This is a genomic window from Pseudomonas brassicacearum (genome assembly GCF_003732175.1).
Classification (GTDB): Bacteria; Pseudomonadota; Gammaproteobacteria; order Pseudomonadales; family Pseudomonadaceae; genus Aquipseudomonas; species Aquipseudomonas brassicacearum_G.
Genome location: NZ_MOBI01000022.1, coordinates 37,175 through 56,892 on the forward strand (window position 1 = coordinate 37,175; position 19,718 = coordinate 56,892).

Annotated in this window: 22 protein-coding genes; 10 read left to right on the forward strand and 12 right to left on the reverse strand. The window is 59.4% G+C overall.

Annotated elements, in window-relative coordinates:
- Positions 1 to 78 precede the first annotated feature (78 nt).
- From BK658_RS20775 to BK658_RS20790, 4 genes are all read right to left on the reverse strand, one after another.
- Positions 79 to 756 carry a response regulator transcription factor gene (locus BK658_RS20775; protein WP_123583954.1) on the reverse strand — a complete coding sequence of 226 codons (678 nt, stop codon included), beginning with the start codon at positions 754 to 756 and terminating at the stop codon, positions 79 to 81.
- Positions 757 to 763: 7 nt separating this feature from the next.
- Positions 764 to 1,174: an SH3 domain-containing protein gene (locus tag BK658_RS20780; protein ID WP_123583955.1), complete on the reverse strand. Its 411-nt coding sequence runs from the start codon at positions 1,172 to 1,174 to the stop codon at positions 764 to 766.
- A 108-nt stretch (positions 1,175 to 1,282) separates the two neighbouring features.
- Positions 1,283 to 1,582 carry a YciI family protein gene (locus BK658_RS20785; protein ID WP_123583956.1) on the reverse strand — a complete coding sequence of 100 codons (300 nt, stop codon included), beginning with the start codon at positions 1,580 to 1,582 and terminating at the stop codon, positions 1,283 to 1,285.
- 1 nt (position 1,583) lies between these two features.
- Positions 1,584 to 2,180 (reverse strand): septation protein A, encoded by a 597-nt coding sequence (locus tag BK658_RS20790; protein WP_123583957.1) that lies wholly within the window; start codon positions 2,178 to 2,180, stop codon positions 1,584 to 1,586.
- Positions 2,181 to 2,267: 87 nt separating this feature from the next.
- Here BK658_RS20790 and BK658_RS20795 point away from each other — a divergent pair, with 87 nt between their 5' ends.
- From BK658_RS20795 to rluB, 5 genes are all read left to right on the forward strand, one after another.
- Positions 2,268 to 3,131 carry a PHP domain-containing protein gene (locus tag BK658_RS20795; protein ID WP_123583958.1) on the forward strand — a complete coding sequence of 288 codons (864 nt, stop codon included), beginning with the start codon at positions 2,268 to 2,270 and terminating at the stop codon, positions 3,129 to 3,131.
- A 13-nt stretch (positions 3,132 to 3,144) separates the two neighbouring features.
- Positions 3,145 to 3,774: an L-threonylcarbamoyladenylate synthase gene (locus BK658_RS20800; protein WP_103315681.1), complete on the forward strand. Its 630-nt coding sequence runs from the start codon at positions 3,145 to 3,147 to the stop codon at positions 3,772 to 3,774.
- Between the two features lie 120 nt (positions 3,775 to 3,894).
- Complete coding sequence (locus BK658_RS20805) at positions 3,895 to 4,593, forward strand: segregation and condensation protein A (protein ID WP_185019876.1); 699 nt, start codon at positions 3,895 to 3,897, stop codon at positions 4,591 to 4,593.
- Positions 4,594 to 4,605: 12 nt separating this feature from the next.
- Positions 4,606 to 5,598, forward strand: a complete 993-nt coding sequence (scpB, locus tag BK658_RS20810) for an SMC-Scp complex subunit ScpB (protein WP_123583960.1) — start codon at positions 4,606 to 4,608, stop codon at positions 5,596 to 5,598.
- Positions 5,599 to 5,899: 301 nt separating this feature from the next.
- Complete coding sequence (rluB, locus tag BK658_RS20815) at positions 5,900 to 7,183, forward strand: 23S rRNA pseudouridine(2605) synthase RluB (protein ID WP_123583961.1); 1,284 nt, start codon at positions 5,900 to 5,902, stop codon at positions 7,181 to 7,183.
- Between the two features lie 171 nt (positions 7,184 to 7,354).
- Here the strand turns inward: rluB and BK658_RS20820 are convergent, their stop codons facing one another.
- Together BK658_RS20820 and BK658_RS30055 are read right to left on the reverse strand one after the other, a co-directional pair.
- The gene (locus BK658_RS20820; protein ID WP_123583962.1) at positions 7,355 to 8,317 is read right to left on the reverse strand and encodes a M29 family metallopeptidase; all 963 of its coding nucleotides are present in this window, start codon (positions 8,315 to 8,317) and stop codon (positions 7,355 to 7,357) included.
- Between the two features lie 67 nt (positions 8,318 to 8,384).
- Positions 8,385 to 8,522, reverse strand: coding sequence for a hypothetical protein (locus BK658_RS30055; protein ID WP_054596264.1), 138 nt, complete (start codon positions 8,520 to 8,522; stop codon positions 8,385 to 8,387).
- 952 nt (positions 8,523 to 9,474) lie between these two features.
- Between BK658_RS30055 and BK658_RS20825 the strand changes: the two genes are divergently transcribed.
- Together BK658_RS20825 and arfB are read left to right on the forward strand one after the other, a co-directional pair.
- Positions 9,475 to 10,896 carry an amino acid permease gene (locus BK658_RS20825; RefSeq protein ID WP_123583963.1) on the forward strand — a complete coding sequence of 474 codons (1,422 nt, stop codon included), beginning with the start codon at positions 9,475 to 9,477 and terminating at the stop codon, positions 10,894 to 10,896.
- A gap of 206 nt (positions 10,897 to 11,102) precedes the next feature.
- A complete protein-coding gene (gene arfB, locus BK658_RS20830; protein ID WP_123583964.1) occupies positions 11,103 to 11,516 on the forward strand; it encodes an alternative ribosome rescue aminoacyl-tRNA hydrolase ArfB in 414 nt (137 codons plus the stop codon).
- Here the strand turns inward: arfB and BK658_RS20835 are convergent.
- The 6 genes from BK658_RS20835 to phhA all read right to left on the reverse strand — a co-directional run bounded on the left by BK658_RS20835 (position 11,513) and on the right by phhA (position 15,895).
- On the reverse strand, positions 11,513 to 12,712 hold the full coding sequence (locus tag BK658_RS20835; RefSeq protein ID WP_123583965.1) for an MFS transporter: 1,200 nt from the start codon (positions 12,710 to 12,712) through the stop codon (positions 11,513 to 11,515). The two genes, arfB and BK658_RS20835, sit on opposite strands and share 4 nt — an antisense overlap.
- Before the next feature lie 115 nt (positions 12,713 to 12,827).
- On the reverse strand, positions 12,828 to 13,010 hold the full coding sequence (locus BK658_RS20840) for a hypothetical protein (protein WP_123583966.1): 183 nt from the start codon (positions 13,008 to 13,010) through the stop codon (positions 12,828 to 12,830).
- Positions 13,011 to 13,084: 74 nt separating this feature from the next.
- Positions 13,085 to 13,216 (reverse strand): hypothetical protein, encoded by a 132-nt coding sequence (locus tag BK658_RS30400; protein ID WP_256676601.1) that lies wholly within the window; start codon positions 13,214 to 13,216, stop codon positions 13,085 to 13,087.
- 268 nt (positions 13,217 to 13,484) lie between these two features.
- Positions 13,485 to 14,678 (reverse strand): amino acid aminotransferase, encoded by a 1,194-nt coding sequence (locus BK658_RS20845; RefSeq protein WP_123583967.1) that lies wholly within the window; start codon positions 14,676 to 14,678, stop codon positions 13,485 to 13,487.
- Entirely contained in the window at positions 14,678 to 15,034 is a 357-nt protein-coding gene (locus BK658_RS20850) for a 4a-hydroxytetrahydrobiopterin dehydratase (protein WP_019692410.1), read from the reverse strand. Before BK658_RS20850 ends, BK658_RS20845 begins: the two co-directional genes overlap by 1 nt.
- Positions 15,035 to 15,103: 69 nt before the next feature.
- Positions 15,104 to 15,895 carry a phenylalanine 4-monooxygenase gene (phhA, locus tag BK658_RS20855; RefSeq protein ID WP_123583968.1) on the reverse strand — a complete coding sequence of 264 codons (792 nt, stop codon included), beginning with the start codon at positions 15,893 to 15,895 and terminating at the stop codon, positions 15,104 to 15,106.
- Between the two features lie 281 nt (positions 15,896 to 16,176).
- On the opposite strand from phhA, the gene BK658_RS20860 reads away from it, so the two are divergent.
- The 3 genes from BK658_RS20860 (at position 16,177) to flgG (ending at position 19,697) form a co-directional block, all read left to right on the forward strand.
- Positions 16,177 to 17,739, forward strand: a complete 1,563-nt coding sequence (locus BK658_RS20860; protein WP_123584122.1) for a sigma-54-dependent transcriptional regulator — start codon at positions 16,177 to 16,179, stop codon at positions 17,737 to 17,739.
- Positions 17,740 to 18,125: 386 nt separating this feature from the next.
- The gene (locus BK658_RS20865; protein WP_123583969.1) at positions 18,126 to 18,866 is read left to right on the forward strand and encodes a flagellar basal body rod protein FlgF; all 741 of its coding nucleotides are present in this window, start codon (positions 18,126 to 18,128) and stop codon (positions 18,864 to 18,866) included.
- Positions 18,867 to 18,911: 45 nt separating this feature from the next.
- Positions 18,912 to 19,697 carry a flagellar basal-body rod protein FlgG gene (gene flgG, locus BK658_RS20870; protein ID WP_019692406.1) on the forward strand — a complete coding sequence of 262 codons (786 nt, stop codon included), beginning with the start codon at positions 18,912 to 18,914 and terminating at the stop codon, positions 19,695 to 19,697.
- Positions 19,698 to 19,718: the final 21 nt, after the last annotated feature.

Here is a 19,718-nt window from a genome sequence, read left to right on the forward strand (position 1 = left end):
TGTGTTCCGGATGAGTACAGAATACGGAGATCAAGGTCAGCGGCGGTCAGCAGAGCGTAAAGCTTGGGTAAAGACGGTTCAGAGGCTGTAGTAATAACCACGGCTGCGCAGGGCAATGATGCGCGGGCGACCGTCGGGGTGTGGGCCGATCTTTTTGCGCAGGTTGCTGACGTGCATGTCCAGGCTACGGTCGTACAGGGTCAGCTTGCGCCCGAGGGCGATCTGCGCCAGCTCCTGCTTGTCCAGCGGTTCGCCGGGTTGCTTGAGCAGGGCTTCGAGCAGGCGACTTTCAGAGACGGTCAGGGTGAATTCCTGGTCGTCGATGCTGACCACGCCGCGGACCGGGCTGAAGCACAGGTCACCGAGTTCCATCTGGCTGGACACCGCTGCCGGATGGCTGCGCCGCAGTACGGCGCGCAGGCGGGCCGTCAGCTCTCGGGGATCACAAGGCTTGGCCAGGTAATCGTCGGCGCCCAGTTCCAGCCCGAGGATCCGGTCCAGCGGCTCGCCACGGGCCGAGAGCATCACCACCGGCAAGTCCGGGTGGTCGTTGCGCAACTGCTTGAGCAGCTCCAGACCGCTGCCATCGGGCAGCATTACGTCCAGAACTACTGCTGCCGGTGCAGACTCGGCCAAGGCGCGGCGTGCACTCAGACCGTCGTGGCAAGCGCGCACGACAAAACCTTCCTGGCTCAGCCAACTGCTCAGGAGCTCACACAGCTCCTGGTCATCATCAATTAGTAACAGCTCGCTCATGACTCACTCAATTTAGCCATTGCCGACGTTTTCTACGTCCACCACTGGCGAAGATACCGCAGAGCAGGGCCAATAGCGCTACTCCGGCTCCAGTGACGAACCACTGCTGTTGATCGGTCAGCAGGCGCGGCAGCGGGTTTGCCTGGGCTTCCTTGAGTTGCAGCTTGAGGCGCTGATTCTCTTGGCGTAACCGGCCCAGCAAAGCGCTTTCGCGTTCGTTATCGGCATTTTGCAGTTGTTTGTTCAGCTCTTCTCGTTGCCGCTCGCTTTCTTTCAAGCGCTGCTGCAATTCGGTGATCTGGCTTCCGGCGCTTAACGACAGAGGCGTTGAATAGCCCGAGTCCGAGTGCTCTTCGGCGTGGGCGAAGGCCCCGATCGATAACGTGACCAACAGCAGACACAGCGGACCTTGGCGCATCGAAACTCCTGATTCCAATCGAGTGTTGGGCAGGTTGTCGGCCGTTGAACAAGAATAATGAGCAATTGAACGCGCGATGAACCGAAGGTTCATCGCGCAGAGGCTGGGTTATGGCAGGACTTGCTTGAACGGTTTGACCAGAACGTTGGCGTAGACGCCTGCGGCGACATACGGATCGGCATCGGCCCAGGCCTTGGCGGCTTCCAGGGAGGCGAACTCGGCGACGATCAGGCTGCCGGTGAAACCTGCTGCGCCCGGATCATTGCTGTCGATGGCAGGGTGCGGGCCTGCCAGAACCACACGGCCTTCAGCCTTGAGCTGTTGCAGCCGCTCGATGTGGGCAGGGCGCGCAGCCAGGCGGTTTTCCAGGGAATTGGCGACGTCTGTAGCAATGATTGCGTAAAGCATGTCAGTCCTCGGTTTTTGGCGTAGAAGTGTCGGCGTCGTGCAGGTGGCGGGACAGGTAAATGCCCTGGCCGACCAGGAACAGCAGGGTCATGCCCAGGCTGCCGAAGACTTTGAAGTCGACCCAATAGTCCTGGAAGGTGAACGCAACGAACAGGTTGGCCGCGCCGCAAAACAGGAAAAACCCGATCCAGGCGATGTTCAAACGGGTCCAGACCTGGTCCGGCAGGGTCAGCGCGTGGCCCATGATGCGTTTGATCAGCAACTGCTCGCCGATGAAGTGGCTGCCGATAAAGGCCAGGGCGAACAGCCAGTTGACCACCGGCGCTTTCCATTTAAGGAAGGTTTCGCTGTGGAAGGCCAGGGTCAGGCTACCGAAAACCAGGCAGGCGATCAGGGTCAGCCACTGGCTCTTCTCCAGCTTGCGCTGTTTGATGAACAGCGTGCCGTAGACCACCAGGGAGCTGGTGATCAGCATCGCGGTGGCGCTGTAAATGCCGCCTACCGTCAGTGGGTAACCGGCGATGTCGACGACCCGTGGATCGATTTTGAAGACGATGAAAAACAGCAGAAGCGGGATGAAGTCGATGAATTGTTTCACAGTGGCAGCCAGAAGCAGGATGTGGCGGCATAATAACAAACATATTGGGTCGCGAAAGCGCCAGCTGATTTGAGGTTACACAGTCCTGTGAATGTTGATTTGCACTGCCATAGCACGGCCTCCGATGGCGCCCTGGCGCCTGCGGTACTGGTTGCGCGTGCGTTCGAGAAAGGCGTGCGAGTCCTGGCCTTGACCGATCACGACACCCTTGAAGGCCTCGACGAGGCCCGCAGCGCCGCGGTTGCGCTGGGGATGCAACTGATCAACGGCGTCGAATTGTCCTGTACCTGGGGGGGCGCAACCATTCATGTGCTCGGTTACGGGTTCGACGTCAACGCGCCGGCGTTGGTCGAAGCGATTGCCAAATTGCGTGACGGGCGCTGGCTGAGGTCCGAAGAAATCAGTCGCAAGCTCGAACTCAAGGGCATGCCGGGCGCGCTGGAAGGCGCGCGGGCTATCCAGCAAGAGCTTGGTGACAGCGGCAATGCGCCGGCCCGACCGCACTTTGCCGACTATTTAGTCCGTGCAGGCTTCGTCAAGGACCGTGCCGAAGCCTTCCGCAAGTGGCTGGGCGCCGGCAAGCTGGGGGACGTCAAGCAGCACTGGCCGACCCTGGAAGAAACCGTCGAAACCCTGCGCGCTGCCGGGGCCTGGGTCAGCCTGGCGCATCCTTGGCACTATGATTTCACCCGCAGCAAGCGCCGTCGCCTGATTGCCGACTATATTCAAGCAGGCGGCCACGCAATCGAGGTGGTCAATGGCCATCAGCCGGCCGAGCAGGTTGGCAGCCTGGCTATTCTTGCGCGTGAGTTCGGTCTGCTGGTCAGTGCCGGCAGTGATTTCCATGGACCCGGAGGCTGGTCCGAGATTGGCGAGTACCGCCCACTCCCGGAGGACCTGCCGCCACTTTGGTGTCGGTTCAAACATGACCCAGCCATTATTGCCGTCTGAACAGGTAGAAAATGTGAGTCAATTTTTCCAGATTCATCCGGAAAACCCGCAAGCGCGCCTGATCAAACAGGCTGTCGAGATCATCCGCAATGGCGGGGTAGTGATTTATCCTACTGACTCGTCCTACGCCATTGGTTGCCAGATCGGTGACAAGAATGCTGTGGAGCGCGTGCGTCGGCTACGTCAGCTGGATGAAAAGCACAATTTCGCGCTGATTTGCAGCGACCTGTCACAGCTGGGGCTGTTCGCCAAGATCGACACCGGCACCTTCCGCTTGCTCAAGGCCCACTTGCCGGGGCCGTACACGTTTATTCTCAACGCCACCCGCGAAGTGCCGCGTCTGCTGCTGCACCCGAAGAAGCGCACCATCGGACTGCGGGTGCCGAGCCATCCGATTGCCCTGGCGCTGCTCGCAGAACTGGGTGAGCCGCTGATGAGCGTGACCCTGATCATGCCCGGCGACACCGACCCGTTGAGCGATCCGTATGAAATGCGTCAGTTGCTTGAACATCAGGTCGACCTGATCATCGACGGCGGTTTTGGCGGTATCAAAGCCTCCACGGTGATCAACCTGGCTGACGGCGAGCCAGAAGTGATTCGCGTCGGTTGCGGTGACCCCGCGCCGTTTACGGTTGAGGCCTAGATGTCCGCAGTAGAGCCCGTCGATAGCCAGGCCGGGGCACAGCAAGAGCTGCCGTTCGCGATGGTCTATGGCCAGGCGGTCATGGAAATGCCGCTGGACCTGTACATTCCCCCGGATGCGCTGGAAGTCTTCCTTGAGGCCTTCGAAGGCCCGCTCGACTTGCTGCTGTACCTGATCCGCAAACAGAACATCAATATCCTCGACATTCCGGTGGCGGAAATTACCCGGCAGTACATGGGCTATGTCGAGTTGATGCAGTCGGTGCGTCTGGAACTGGCCGCCGAGTACCTGGTGATGGCGGCGATGCTCGCCGAGATCAAGTCGCGGATGCTGCTGCCGCGCTCGGCCGAGATCGAAGAGGAAGAGGACGATCCGCGTGCCGAACTGATCCGTCGCTTGCAGGAGTACGAGCGCTTCAAGGCCACGGCTGAAGGTATCGACGGCCTGAGCCGGGTCGGCCGCGATGTGGTGGTGCCCAAGCTCGATGCCCCGGAAGCGCGGGCGCGCAAGTTGCTGCCGGACGTGAGTCTGGAAGAGTTGCTGATGTCCATGGCCGAGGTGCTGCGCCGTGGCGATATGTTCGAAAGCCATCAGGTCAGCCGCGAGGCGTTGTCAACGCGCGAGCGCATGAGTGATGTGCTGGAACGGCTCAAGGGCGGCGGCTTTGTGCCTTTTGTCGAGCTGTTCACCGCTGAAGAAGGACGCCTGGGTGTGGTCGTGACATTCATGGCGATCCTCGAACTGGTCAAGGAATCCTTGGTCGAGCTGGTGCAGAATGAGCCGTTTGCGGCTATCCATGTGCGGGCGCGAGCCGAATAACGAGCAAAATCAATGAATCTGAGTGAACCCCGCGAGCTGGCGCCACTGCTTGAAGCCTTTCTGTTGGCCTCGGGAAAGCCGCAGTCGATGGAGCGTCTGTTCGAGCTCTTCGAGGAGGGCGAGCGCCCGGAGCCGCCGGTCTTCAAGAAGGCTTTGGCGATTCTCGCGAAATCCTGCGACGGTCGGGCTTTTGAGCTGAAGGAAGTCGCCTCGGGCTACCGTCTGCAAATTCGCGAAAAGTTCGCGCCCTGGGTCGGACGTCTGTGGGAAGAACGCCCGCAGCGCTATTCCCGAGCGATGCTGGAGACCATGGCATTGATTGCCTATCGCCAGCCGATCACCCGTGGCGAAATCGAAGATGTGCGTGGCGTGGCGGTCAACAGCCACATCGTCAAGACCCTGCTGGAGCGTGAGTGGATCAGGATCGTCGGTTACCGCGACGTACCGGGCAAGCCGGCGATGTTCGCCACCACCAAGGCGTTTCTCGATCATTTCAACCTGAAGAACCTCGACGACCTGCCACCGCTGGCCGAACTGCGCGAGCTGGAGCCCGAGCCGATGCTCGAGTTCGACGACGCACCGGTGCCGCAGGGCCTGCAAGAACTGGCCGATGCCAGCGCCGAGCCGGAAGAACCGAAAGACGAGACCAGTTTCCATTCCTTGTTGCTCGAACTGGACTCGATGGAAGAGGGGATCAAGACCGACTTCGACGACTTGCTGCGTGATGGCGCGGTCAGCGAGAGCGAGCCGCAGTCGCCCGTTGATGAGCCTGTCGAGGTGGTGGAAGAGACCGGGCTTCAAATCGAAGCCGAGGCCGAAACCGAAGAAGTTGAGGAAGAGGCCGAAGATGACATCCTGGGCGTTGCCGAAGCTCGCGAGAAACTGCTCGCCGCCGTCGCCGCGCTGGAACAGCCCAAGCCAGAACCCGAGCTGAGCGACGAAGAAGCCGAAGCCCAGGCCCTCGCCGAAGCGATCGAGAACGAACGCCGCCAGTTCGAGGATTGACGCATATTACTGTGGGAGTGAGCCTGCTCGCGATGAGGGAGTGTCAGTCGACATCAATGTTGTCTGATACACCGCTATCGCGAGCAGGCTCGCTCCCACAGTGGTTCAGTGTTGTGATTGACCTGACTCGGCACCACCGGTCGGCGGAAAAACAATTAACCGACCGTTTATCCGCTAGTCTCTGATGCGCGAGCGGCGTCATGCGCGTATGATTCGCGACCCTTCGGCGATCCTTTCGCCCAAAGACCAGATTTCAAATCTTCAGGCCAGGCCTGAACAGACCACACCGGGAGGTGCCCAGATGAGTATCAACGACCAGAAAGACGACCAGGAAATCGGCCCAGCAGGCGAAAAACTGCAGAAAGTCCTCGCCCGTATCGGCGTCGGCTCGCGCCGCGACGTAGAAGCCTGGATCAGTCATGGCCGGATCAAGGTCAACGGCAAAGATGCCACCCTTGGCCTGCGAGTCGACCTGCACGACGCCATCACCATCGATGGCAAGGTGATCAAGCGTGAAGAAGCGGCCGAATCGGTCCGCCGCGTGATCATGTACAACAAACCCGACGGCGAAATCTGCACCCGTGACGACCCAGAGGGCCGTCCGACCGTGTTCGACAAAATGCCGAAACCAAAAGAAGGCCGCTGGATCAACATCGGTCGTCTGGACATCAACACCACCGGTTTGCTGATGTTCACCACCGACGGTGAACTGGCCAACCGCCTGATGCACCCATCCTACGAAATGGACCGCGAGTACGCGGTACGTGTACGGGGTGAAGTCGACGACGAAATGATCGAGCGCCTGAAGGCTGGCGTCGTTCTTGAAGACGGCCCGGCGAAGTTCACCGACATCAAGCAGGCTCCAGGTGGCGAAGGTTTCAACCACTGGTACCACTGCGTGGTGATGGAAGGTCGTAACCGTGAAGTTCGACGTCTGTGGGAATCCCAGGGGCTGGTGGTCAGCCGTCTGAAGCGCGTGCGTTTCGGTCCGGTGTTCCTCAACTCTGACCTGCCGATGGGCCGCTGGCGCGAAATGAGCCAGTACGAAGTCGACGTACTGAGTGCTGAAGTCGGTTTGACCCCGGTGGCCATGCCGCAAATGAACGCCAAGAGCAAAGACAAGCTTGAGCGTATGCAGCGCAAGTCGTCGCGCCCGGTCGGCAAGAGCGAGCGCGTGCGGACCCTGCGTCCAGCGACTGGTGCTCCAGCGGCTGCTGGCCCGCGTCCAGCGCGCGAGCCGCAGATCGAAGGCGAGCGTCCAGCCCGCAAGCCGGCACCACGTCAGGACGGCGAGCGCGGTCCACGCACTCCGCGTCCGGCCAACGGTCGCACTGAACGCGGCGAAGGCCGCGGTGCTCCGGCAGGTGGTCGCAGCGATCGCGGTGCGCCGGCAGGTCGTGGTGAGTCGGGTCGCGGTACGCCAGTGGCAGACCGTCCGTCCGACACCAAGCGTCCGGCCAAGCCTGCGCCGAAAAAGCGTCCGGGCATCGTCCTGGTCGACCGTGATGCGCCATCGGGCAAGCGTCGCGGCGCACCGGCCGGTTCCGGTCAGCGTCCAGGCTTTGGTCGTCGCAAGCCGGAATAATCGGTAAGCGCTCCATAAAAAACGCCAACCCTCGGGTTGGCGTTTTTTTTTGCCTCTGATCGTTCCCATGCTCTGCGTGGGAATGCCTCAATGGACGCTCTGCATCCGCTCTTGGTATGTGACGCGGAGCGTCACGGGCTGCATTCCTTTGCTGCGCATGGGAACGATCAACTAAAAGACAAACCGCCCATCAAACACCGGCTTGTCATCCAGCGCCAACACGCCGCTGGCGAAGATCAGGTCCAGGTGATGGCTGCCCTTGGCGCCACCGCCCAACCCCAGGTGGAGGCCGCAATGGCGCTCTTCGAAGCCAGCGTTGCGGGCATACAGGTCCTTGACGCCCTCATTGGTGCCGATCCCCAACTCCTCGATGCGTCGGTTGGACGGATTGGCATCCAGGTATTTGTTGAAGTCATGTTCCAGTCCCGGCACTTGCGTGGCGATTCGGCTGATGGTCGAGTTTTCGATCCACAACTCCAGCGGTGATTCGAGCACACCATATTTGCGGGCGAAGGGAATGGTGCCGAGGAACGTACCGACGAACTTTACCTGGCCATTGATGGCTTCGCTGTGGGTGGCGATCTCGCCGGGCGCCAGGTCGAAGTTGCCGATGCCGTTGATATTGGTCCACTTCTTGATGCTGCTTAGCGGTGTTTCGAAGTAAGAGCCGTGCCGATCACTGAAGCTCAGGGTGGTGGCCTGGGACATACGCTGGATCAGATGGCTGTTGAGCCCGGCGATACGTCGTGGCGTGACGCTGAAGGTGTCGTAGAAGTAATCGCCGTAATCCTTGAACAGCAGCGACTTCTTCCAATGGTCGGCCATGATGCTTTGCAGGGCACGAACAAAGTCGGGGCCGTCCGGGCGCGGGTTGGGCAGGGTCGACGAGTCGTAGAAGAAAATGTACAGATCGCAGTCGGCAATCGCCTGTGCCAGGGTTTGGGGCGATTCGAGGTCCAGGCGCATGGCACTGAAGTGAAATGGCTCGTTGGCCGCTTGCTCGATGATCGCGCCGGTCAATGCCTCGTAAGGTTGCGTATGTCCGAGCAGGACCTTGGCCGGACGCACGTCAACGAGGGCAGGGTGGTGTTCGAGGTAGTAAAGGAAATGCGAAATGGCGCGGAGTCTATCCATGAATCCTCCCTGACAGTCAGCGAATAGTGGCAGGTACGACCGGCCGGCGCGTACCTGCCTGGATGTCTTACAAAGGCCACATCGCCGTGCCGAACGGAACGACCGCGTCGGCTTGCATCATTTCAACAGCAGCGTCATGAGTCGGCGCTTCAAACCACTCGTCCAGTTGCAGTTCGGTTTCCAGGTCTTTATTCATCGCTTGCATAGTGAATCTCCCAGATGGCTTTAAAAGGTTGAATGGCGGTGCTGTTTTCAGTGCAGGAATAAATCATTGCGACTGAAAAAAGTTGCCGCTTACTTGCGGGACTTCACGGTCTGGCAAGTGGTTGGAAACCTAGTCCAGTACTTTTTAAAATACAATTTAAAATTTAAATTCAACTTCGGTGAAATTTTTATTCCGTTTTTTGCTGTCTGTTTTTTCAATTAAAAACAAAACGCTAACTCGGCCTCATCGGTAGGAATGGGGCTGCTGTCAATTTGCAGTCGGCCCCCAGAAAGATCTGTTGTGGAAAAAATACGTTACGCCTCGTAACGGAGGCTTTACGAAAAGCCGCGTTCTGCGCCATGGATTCGGGTTTAAGTGAGGGCTGTAAGGAAAAGCTTCCGGTTGGCACTCGATAGTGTGGTTTGCAGGGCTCTGGTCCGCTTGTTTCAGGACGGTTTCAGCGGTGAGATGCGCCCATGCCTGTCGTGCAGGTACATAACAAGAAGGAGGCGCAATGAACGCCGTGAGTCATCTCCATCTCTCTTCGAGGGGCGATTTTTCCATCGCTCCCGTCAACGACCCGCAAAGGTCTGAGCCTTTTTTTGCAGCCGCCCGGGCCCCTCGAGGCGGACACAGGCAATCCCGGCAAACGACGCGCTGATTCAGCGGTGTCTGGCAGCAGGGGGTTACAGGTGTACAATGCGCCGCGTTTTAACTGTGACCTCCTTGCGTAACTGCGCAAACTCAAGGCTATCCGCTTTGTTAACTCCGCCGCGCCACAAGCGTGTCGGGTTCGATTTCGTCACAGATAAAAACAAACAGGTGACGCATGACCGGTAAAAAAACGCTGAACTCCTGGTGCCTGCGCTGGGGTTTGATCCGCGCTGCTTGATCCTGATCCGAGCAGCAACGTCTTAACGAACATTATCAAACCTTGCGTGAGACCCTTTTAATGAGTGGACAAAACTCGCATTCAGGCGAGCTTAAACGCGGCCTGAAAAATCGTCATATTCAACTGATCGCCCTCGGCGGCGCGATCGGTACCGGATTGTTTCTGGGTTCTGCCGGTGTGCTGAAATCGGCCGGCCCGTCGATGATTCTCGGTTACGCAATCTGTGGTTTCATCGCTTTCATGATCATGCGCCAACTGGGCGAAATGATTGTTGAAGAGCCGGTGGCTGGCTCGTTCAGCCACTTTGCGCACAAGTACTGGGGCGGTTTCGCCGGCTTCCTGTCGGGCTGGAACTGCTGGATCCTGTACATCCTGGTGGGCATGTCGGAGCTGACTGCGGTCGGTAAATACGTGCACTACTGGTGGCCGGATGTCCCGACCTGGGCCTCGGCTGCAGTGTTCTTCGTGATGATCAATGCGATCAACCTGGCTAACGTCAAAGTCTTTGGCGAAGCGGAGTTCTGGTTCGCGATTATCAAGGTCGTGGCGATCGTCGGCATGATTGCCCTGGGCAGCTACCTGCTGGTCAGCGGCCATGGTGGCCCGCAAGCCTCGGTGAGCAACCTGTGGGAACACGGCGGGTTCTTCCCGAACGGCGTCAGTGGTCTGGTGATGGCTATGGCGATCATCATGTTCTCCTTCGGCGGCCTGGAAATGCTCGGTTTCACCGCAGCAGAAGCCGACAAGCCGAAAACCGTGATCCCGAAAGCCATTAATCAGGTGATCTACCGGATCCTGATTTTCTACATCGGCGCCCTGGTGGTTCTGCTGTCGCTGACTCCGTGGGACAGCTTGCTGGTGAGCCTGAATGCATCCGGCGATGCCTATAGCGGCAGCCCGTTCGTTCAGGTGTTCTCGATGCTGGGCAGCAACACTGCGGCGCACATCCTCAACTTCGTGGTGCTGACGGCAGCGCTGTCGGTGTACAACAGCGGCACCTACTGCAACAGCCGCATGTTGCTGGGCATGGCTGAACAGGGTGATGCCCCGAAAGGCCTGGCGAAGATCGACAAGCGCGGCGTGCCGGTGCGTTCGATCCTGGCCTCGGCCGCGGTAACGTTCGTTGCGGTGGTGATGAACTACCTGATCCCGCAGCATGCGCTGGAACTGCTGATGTCGCTGGTGGTTGCAACGCTGGTGATCAACTGGGCGATGATCAGTTTCTCGCACTTCAAGTTCCGTCAGCACATGAACCGCACCAAACAAACGCCGCTGTTCAAGGCGCTGTGGTACCCGTACGGCAACTACATCTGCCTGGCGTTCGTGGCCTTTATCCTGTGCATCATGCTGATGATCCCGGGCATCCAGGTCTCGGTGTACGCGATTCCGGTATGGGTCCTGTTCATGTGGGTCTGCTACAACATCAAGAACAAGCGCAGTGCTCAGCACGCGTTGAATGCTGCGGCTTCTGCGGTGAAGTAACGCGCAGCGCAGAAACAACAAACCCGGCCATGTGCCGGGTTTGTCGTTTCTGCGCTCTGCGTTACGTAGGAGCTGCCGAAGGCTGCGATCTTTTGATCCTTATCTTGTCCCGATCACAAGCAAGATCAAAAGATCGCAGCCTGCGGCAGCTCCTACAAGTGCCCGTATCCGCGTATCCTGAACACCCTGACCCCGGACTGTTTTCCATGCTGGTGATTTCCAACAACGTGCATCTGCCGGATGCCGAGATCGAATTGACCGCCATTCGTGCGCAAGGCGCGGGTGGGCAGAATGTCAACAAGGTCTCCAGCGCGGTGCACCTGCGCTTTGATGTTCCGGCGTCATCCTTGCCGGAGTTCTACAAGGAACGCTTGCTGGCGCTGCGTGACAGTCGGATCACCAGCGACGGCGTGATCATCATCAAGGCCCAGCAATACCGCACGCAGGAAGCCAACCGCGCCGATGCACTGGCGCGTCTGACCGAGTTGATCCTCAGTGCCACCAAGGTTGAAAAGAAACGTCGCCCGACCAAGCCGACCCTGGGTTCGAAGAAGCGTCGGCTGGAGTCAAAAACCAAGCGCGGCTCGATCAAGGCCGGGCGCGGTAAAGTCGACTTCTAGTGCGCTTCGCGTTCTTCACGATACTTTGGTGACTGTCGATACAAGTAGAAGCTGAGCATCAAACCGCTCAAGGCGGCGAGGGCGGCGAACAGGAAGATCGAGGCAAAGCCGAATCCGGCCGCGATGGCGCCCGCCAACGGCCCGGTGATCCCCAGTGACAAGTCGATGAACAGCGAGTAAGCGCCGACTGCCGCGCCACGGCTGGAGGCGGGCACCAGATTCACCGCTTCCACCCCCAGCGCCGGGAACACCAGCGAGAAGCCGAACCCGCTCAACGCCGCGCCCGCCAGTGCCCAATGGGCGTCCGGGGCTATCCACAACAGCAACAGGCCAAGGGTTTCGACCGACAGGCAGGCAATCGCCACGCGAAAACCGCCGAGGCGATTGATCAAGTTGCCGAACAGCAGGCGCGCGCCAATGAAACAGGCGCCGAACAGGCTCAGGCAGAGCACGGCGTTGTCCCAGTGTCGGGTGGCGTAATACAGGGTGATGAAGGTGGCGATGGTGCCGAAGCCGATCGAGCCCAGTGCCAGTCCACAGCCGTGGGGCAACACCCGTCCCAGGACATGCATGAACGGCAGGCGTTCGCCGGCAACGATCGGCGCCGCGGTTTTCGGCCAGGCCAACAGTAGCCCCAGCGCTGCCAACAACAGAATGCTCACGCCCATGCTCCACAGCCCCAAGTGATGAACCAGCAGCACGCCGAGCGGTGCGCCAACGGCCAGTGCGCCGTAACTGGCGATGCCGTTCCAGGAGATGACCTTGGCGGTATTCGCTGCACCGACCCGGCCGATGCCCCAGCCAATCGATCCCGAACCGACCAGGCTTTCGGCGCTGCCCAGCACCAGTCGACCGATCAGCAGGCTGATCAGGCTCAAGGTCGGCAAGCTCTGCGTCCAGGCCGACAGCAGCATGAACACCCCACTCAAGCCGCACCCCACCAGGCCGTACATCACTGCGCGTTTGCTGCCCTGATTGTCGATGATCCTTCCTGCGTACGGGCGGCTGAGCAGGGTGGCGAGGTATTGCACGCTGATCACCAGGCCCGCGATCACTGCGCCAAAACCCAGGTCGCTGTGCACGTAACCTGGCAACACGGCCAAGGGGATGCCGATATTCAGATAGCCGATGAAGGTAAACAGGACGATGGAAACGACTTGCAGCGTGACCGCCATGGGGCGCTGAGGATCTGGCATGGGAGTGGGTCCACGGGACAGCAGGATAGATAGGCTGCTTATGATACCGGTGGTTGGATGCGCAGAGGGGGAGAAATTGGCGTCAGGTGTCGGCCGTTGTGTTGCCTGGCCGGAATCAGGATTTGGCGGGTGCGACCAGTTGCGTGGTCACCAGTGCGGCGAGGGCGTTTTCCTGGTTGCCGAAACGGGCCAGTAGCAGGGCTTGCTTCTCGGGTGTCAGGCGGTTCCAGATATCGATCATCTTTTCGGCGGTGCCGATCAGTACGCTGGCCTGGCTTTCGGTGAAGGTGTCGCTCATGTGCGGGTCCTTGGTTCAGGCTGTGTGGAAAGCGCATGAGTTAGCGCTTTCCACACGGTCTGGGTAGTGCTTTTTCAGTCTTCGCTGTCGGCCTTGCGGCTGCCAGTGGCTTCTTTCGGCTCGGGCTGTTGGGCACCGGCTTGTTGCGGGGTTGTCTGCGCAGTTTCGTGCAGGCTTGGGAAGGGGAGATTAGGAATCTCGTGCATGTTGGTTGCTCCTCGCAAGGTCTGTTTTTAAATCGCTGTGTAGATCCGCGCTTTTAAAAAAGCCTGGGAAGGATACAGCAGGGGAGATGACAGAAAGACTTTTATCTCCCTTTGTTGCGACGGATGGGATTGTCTAGACAGGTCTACGACAGATCGTTCCCACGCTCTGCGTGGGAATGCAGCCCGGGACGCTCCGCGTCCCAACAGCGGACGCAGAGCGTCCATTGAGGCATTCCCACGCAGAGCGTGGGAACGATCAGGAGAAGGGTTACTTGCAGACGTCGGCGATAGCTTGCGCCAGCAAATCCAGACGTGTGGCATCAATCCCGGCGACGTTGGCGCGCCCGGAGCTGACCATGTACACGCTGTGGTGGTCGCGCAGGCTTTTCACCTGCGCCGGCGTCAAACCGGTGTAGGAAAACATCCCGCGTTGCACACCGATATGCGCGAAGCGTTCGCCCAAGCCGTGTGGCTCCAGCGCTTCCACTAGGCCCGAGCGCAACTGCGCGATGCGCAAACGCATGGCTTCCACTTCATCGGCCCACAGTTGTTTCAGCTCCGGGTCGCCAAGGATGGTTGCCACCACGGCGGCGCCGTGATCCGGTGGTGTCGACCACAGGTTGCGGGCGATGTTGGCCAATTGGCTGCGGATATCCACAAGCTTTTCGGCATCCTTCGCGCAGACGATCAACGCGCCAGTGCGGTCGCGGTACAGGCCGAAGTTTTTCGAGCAGGAACTGGTGATCAGCAACTCAGGTAGTTCAGCGGCAAACAACCGCACGGCCCAGGCGTCCTGCTCCAGACCATCGCCAAAACCCTGATAAGCGAAGTCGATCAGTGGCAGCAGTTCGCGGCTGCGAACCACCTCCAGCACTCGGCGCCAGTCATCGTGAGACAGGTCGAAACCGGTCGGGTTGTGGCAGCAGGCGTGCAGCAGCACCACATCGCCCTTGGGAATCAGGTTCAGGGTCGCCAGCATCGCTTCGACATCGAGGCGATTGTCGCTGCCCACGTACGGATAGTGGCTGACCTTGAGGCCGGCCGTGGCGTAGATGGTTTCGTGAATCGGCCACGTCGGGTTGCTCAGCCAGATGCCACGCCCCGGCAGGCAGTGTGCAATGAAGTCGGCGCTCAAGCGCAAGGCGCCGGTGCCACCCGGGGTTTGGGTCGCGCCGGCTCGCTGTTCGGCGATCAGCGCGGAATCGGCGCCGAGCACCAGCTCATTGATTACTTTGCCGAATGCCGCGTCACCATGACCGCCGATGTAGGTCTTGGTGGTCTGACGATCCACCAGGCGCAGTTCGGCGAGTTTCACCGACTGCGGAATCGGGGTCAGGCCCTGGGCATCCTTGTAGACGCCCACGCCAAGGTCGAACTTGCACGGATTGTTGTCCTGCGCATAGGCCTCCATCAGGCCGAGAATCGGGTCGCCGGGTACTCGGCCGATGGCGTCGAAATGCATTATTTGCGGCCCTCGGCGTCTTTGGCCACTTCGTCAGTGCGCGCGGCCATGATGAAGTCGTTGCGGTGCAGGCCTTTGATCGAGTGGCTCCACCAGGTCACGGTGACTTTGCCCCATTCGGTGAGCAGGCCTGGGTGGTGGCCTTCGGCCTCGGAGATTTCACCCACGGCATTGGTAAAGGCCAGGGCGAATTTGAAATTCTTGAACAGGAAGACTTTTTCCAGCTGCATCACGCCATCGCGAACTTCGATGTTCCAGTCAGGGATCTGCTTGATCAGTACCGGCAGTTCTTCGTCGCTGACTTGTGGGGCATCGGCACGGCAGGCTTCGCAATGGGCTTGGTTCAGAGCGTTCATGGTGTATTCCTGAATTCGGTTCTTGTTAGACGTTACTATTTTTTGAGGGGCGCCGCGACTGCGGCGCTCTCAGGCCGCCTTGGGCTTAGGCGGAAACTTCGGTGCGTGCAGACCCAGCTGCATGCCTTGCTGGACCATGCCCATGATGTCCTCGTGGGCGAGATCGAACAGACGCTTGAGATTGGGCAGGACAAAGTACAGCGGTTGCAGGATGTCGATGCGATATGGCGTGCGCATCGCTTCCAGCGGGTTAAAGGCTTGATGCTCCGGTTCGCCGGACAGGCTGTACACGGTTTCTTTCGGCGAGGAGAGGATGCCGCCGCCGTAGATGCGTTTGCCTTGCGGGGTGTCGACCAGGCCAAACTCGATGGTCATCCAGTACAGGCGCGCCAGATAAACGCGTTCTTCCTTGGAAGCCTGTAGGCCGAGTTTGCCGTAGGTGTGGGTGAATTCGGCGAACCAGGGGTTGGTCAGCAGCGGACAGTGCCCAAAGATCTCGTGGAAAATGTCCGGTTCTTGCAGGTAATCCAGTTCTTCGCGAGTACGAATAAAGGTCGCGACCGGAAACTGCTTGCTGGCCAGTAATTCAAAGAAGGTCTGGAATGGAATCAGCGCCGGTACGCGGGCGACTTGCCAGCCGGTGGTCTCGCCGAGGACTTTGTTGATTTCGTCGAGTTGCGGAATGCGGTCATGGGGCAGGCCGAGTTTTTCGATGCCGTCCATGTATTCCTGGCATGCACGACCCTCGAGCACTTTCAGCTGGCGAGTGATCAGCGTGTTCCACACCGCGTGTTCTTCAGCGGTGTAGTGGATAAAACCTTGCGCATCGGGCTCGCGGGCCACGTATTGCGTCTGCTTCATGCTGCTCTCCTGCAAAGGGATACGTTCTTGTTATGTCTGTTGCCTATGGACCTAGAGATAACCCGAAGTGTGCGACCTTGCAGCAGGGTTTGAGCGTTGCGCGTAGGAGAATTCCCTGATTTTCGTAAAGTATTCGTTACGGATGGGCGGCTGTCGCGTAGGTATTGAGATTTTCGGGTTTTAAAAGGCCCTGGGCTGTCACATAATCTTGACAACAAACTTCGCGCCTTGGCAGAAAAATCCTCGCCATGCGCCTCATTTACCATCGTTCAGGCCTTTATATGCGTATCAAAGTCCACTGCCAGAACCGCATCGGTATCCTGCGCGACATTCTCAACTTGCTGGTGGAGTACGGGATCAACGTCGCCCGGGGTGAGGTCGGGGGCGAGCATGGCAACGCGATCTATCTGCATTGCCCGAACCTGATCAATATTCAGTTCCAGGCATTGCGTCCGAAGTTCGAGGCAATCGCCGGTGTGTTCGGCGTCAAGCGCGTAGGGCTGATGCCCAGCGAGCGTCGGCACATGGAGTTGAATGCCTTGCTCGGCGCGCTGGAGTTTCCGGTGTTGTCGATCGACATGGGCGGCTCGATCGTCGCGGCTAACCGTGCCGCCGCGCAATTGCTCGGTGTGCGGGTGGACGAGGTGCCGGGTATTCCCTTGTCGCGGTATGCCGAGGACTTCGATCTGCCGGAGCTGGTGCGCGCCAATAAATCGCGGATCAATGGCTTGCGGGTCAAGGTCAAGGGTGATGTGTTCCTGGCCGATATCGCGCCGTTGCAATCGGAACATGACGACAGCGAGGCCATGGCTGGTGCGGTGCTGACGCTGCACCGGGCGGACCGGGTCGGTGAACGCATCTATAACGTGCGTAAACAGGAGTTGCGCGGTTTCGACAGTATTTTCCAGAGTTCGAAGGTCATGGCCGCGGTGGTTCGTGAAGCACGGCGCATGGCGCCACTGGATGCGCCGCTGCTGATCGAGGGCGAGACCGGCACCGGTAAGGAGCTGTTGGCGCGGGCCTGCCATCTGGCCAGCCCGCGTGGGCAGTCGCCGTTGATGGCGCTCAACTGTGCCGGGTTGCCGGAGTCGATGGCCGAGACCGAGTTGTTCGGTTATGGCCCAGGGGCGTTCGAAGGGGCGCGGGCCGAAGGCAAGCTCGGGCTGCTGGAGTTGACGGCGGGCGGTACGTTGTTTCTCGATGGTGTCGGGGAAATGAGCCCGCGCTTGCAGGTGAAACTGCTGCGGTTTTTACAGGACGGTTGCTTCCGCCGGGTCGGCAGCGATGAAGAGGTTTACCTGGATGTGCGGGTGATTTGCGCCACCCAGGTCGATTTGTCTGAACTGTGTGCCAGCGGTGAATTCCGTCAGGATCTTTACCATCGATTGAATGTGCTTTCGCTGCACATCCCGCCGCTGCGTGAATGCCTCGACGGTCTGACGCCGCTGGTCGAGCACTTCCTTGATCAGGCCAGTCGGCAGATTGGTTGTCCACTACCGAAGCTGGCACCGGCGGCGATGGAGCGGCTCAGTCATTACCACTGGCCGGGCAATGTCCGGCAGTTGGAGAACGTGCTGTTTCAGGCGGTTTCGCTGTGTGACGGCGGCACGGTCAAGGCGGAGCATATTCGCCTGCCGGATTACGGCGTGCGCCAGCCTCTGGGGGATTTCTCGCTGGAAGGCGGGCTGGACGAGATTGTCGGGCGTTTCGAAAAGGCGGTGCTGGAGCGGCTGTATTCCGAGTACCCGAGCAGTCGCCTGCTGGGTAAACGCCTCGGGGTTTCTCATACCACCATCGCCAACAAACTGCGTGAATACGAAGTCGGTAAAGAGCCGGGCGCATAACCTGTGGCGGGCGGGCTATTGTGGCTGGCGCATAACCTTGTGGCGAGGGGGCTTGCCCCCGCTGGGGTGCGAAGCAGCCCTGATAGTTACAATCGGGTTTCAACTGACATACATCAAGGGATGGCATTGCGACCGCTTCGCGGCCGAACGGGGGCAAGCCCCCTCGCCACAAGGTACGTGTTGACCTGTTCAGGCCGACACTTGCCGTAAGCGGCATAACCGCGCCGGTTTTTCGTCTTTGATGCCATTGCCCATTCTCCTCCAATTCCTCTCAAGTCCTTTGTTTAGAGGGCTTCGAACCCCTGCGTGAAAGTTGGTCTGCAAATTGCTTGAGGCTCAGCAGTACAGCGGTGGGCGGCAAACGTCCGACATGCAGAGGAAAGACTGTGGACAAGTACCTTTATGTGGCAATGACCGGCGCCAGCCAGAACGCACTGGCGCAAAAGGCTCATGCCAACAACCTGGCGAACATCTCCACCAACGGTTTTCAGAAAGACCTGGAGCAGGCGCGGTCGATGCCGGTGTTTGGCGACAGCTTTCCGGCGCGAGCGTTTGCCCTGTCCGAACGTCCGGCCACCGACTTCTCTCCTGGCGCGATGATTGAAACCGGTCGCGACCTCGATGTAGCGGTTCAGGGCAACGGCTGGATTGCCGTACAGAATCCGAACGGTGGTGAAAGCTATGTGCGCACCGGCAGCCTGAATGTCGACGCCTTGGGCGTGCTGCGCGCCGGCAACGGCATGCCGGTCATGGGCAACGGTGGCCCGATTGCCGTGCCGCCCGAGCAGAAAATCGAAGTCGGTCAGGACGGCACCATCAGCATTCGGTCAATGGGTGAAGGTCCGCGCGTCATCGCAGAAATCGACCGCATCAAGCTGGTCAACCCGGACATCAAGAACATGACCAAGGGGCTGGACGGTTCGATCAACACCGCAGACGGCAAGCCGGCACCGGTCGATGCCAACGTGCAGCTGGTGTCGGGCTTCCTTGAATCGAGCAACGTCAACGCCGTTGAAGAGATGACCTCGGTGTTGGCCTTGTCCAAGCAATTCGAGCTGCACATCAAGATGATGAACACCGCCAAAGACGACGACCAGGCCATGGCTCGGGTCTTGCAGATCAGCTAATTATCAGAACGTCGCGCCGTAAAACAGGCGCACGAGGAGAATTGAATGCTTCCGGCTCTATGGGTTGCCAAAACAGGTCTGTCCGCCCAGGACACCAACCTGACGACTATTTCCAACAACCTGGCAAACGTATCGACCACGGGTTTCAAGCGTGACCGTGCCGAGTTCCAGGACTTGTTGTACCAGATCAAGCGTCAGCCAGGCGCCCAGTCGACCCAGGACAGCGCGCTGCCGTCGGGTCTGCAATTGGGTACCGGTGTGCGTATTGTCGGCACTCAGAAAAACTTCACCGCCGGCAGCCTGCAAACTACCGACCAACCGCTGGACATGGCGGTCGACGGTCGCGGTTTCTTCCAGATCCTGCAGCCGGATGGCACTACCGCTTACACCCGTGACGGTACATTCCACCTGGACTCCAATGGCCAGATCGTCAACGCCAGCGGCTTTGCCCTGGAGCCGGCCATCGTCATTCCGAACAACGCACAGACTTTCACGGTCGGTCGTGACGGCACAGTATCGATCACCATTCCAGGCGCCGCTGCTGCGCAGGTAATCGGCAACCTGCAAACCGCCGACTTCATCAACCCAGCCGGTCTGCAAGCCATGGGTAACAACCTGTTCCAGGAAACCGCCGCCAGTGGTGCGCCGCAAATCGGTACTCCGGGCCTGAACGGTTTTGGTACCACGCTGCAGAACACCCTGGAAACGTCCAACGTCAGCACCGTTGAAGAGATGGTCAACATGATCACCACTCAACGCGCTTACGAGATGAACTCCAAGGTGATTTCCACCGCCGACCAGATGCTCTCGTTCGTAACGCAGAATCTGTAATCAAGTCTATGAGGTGGCGTG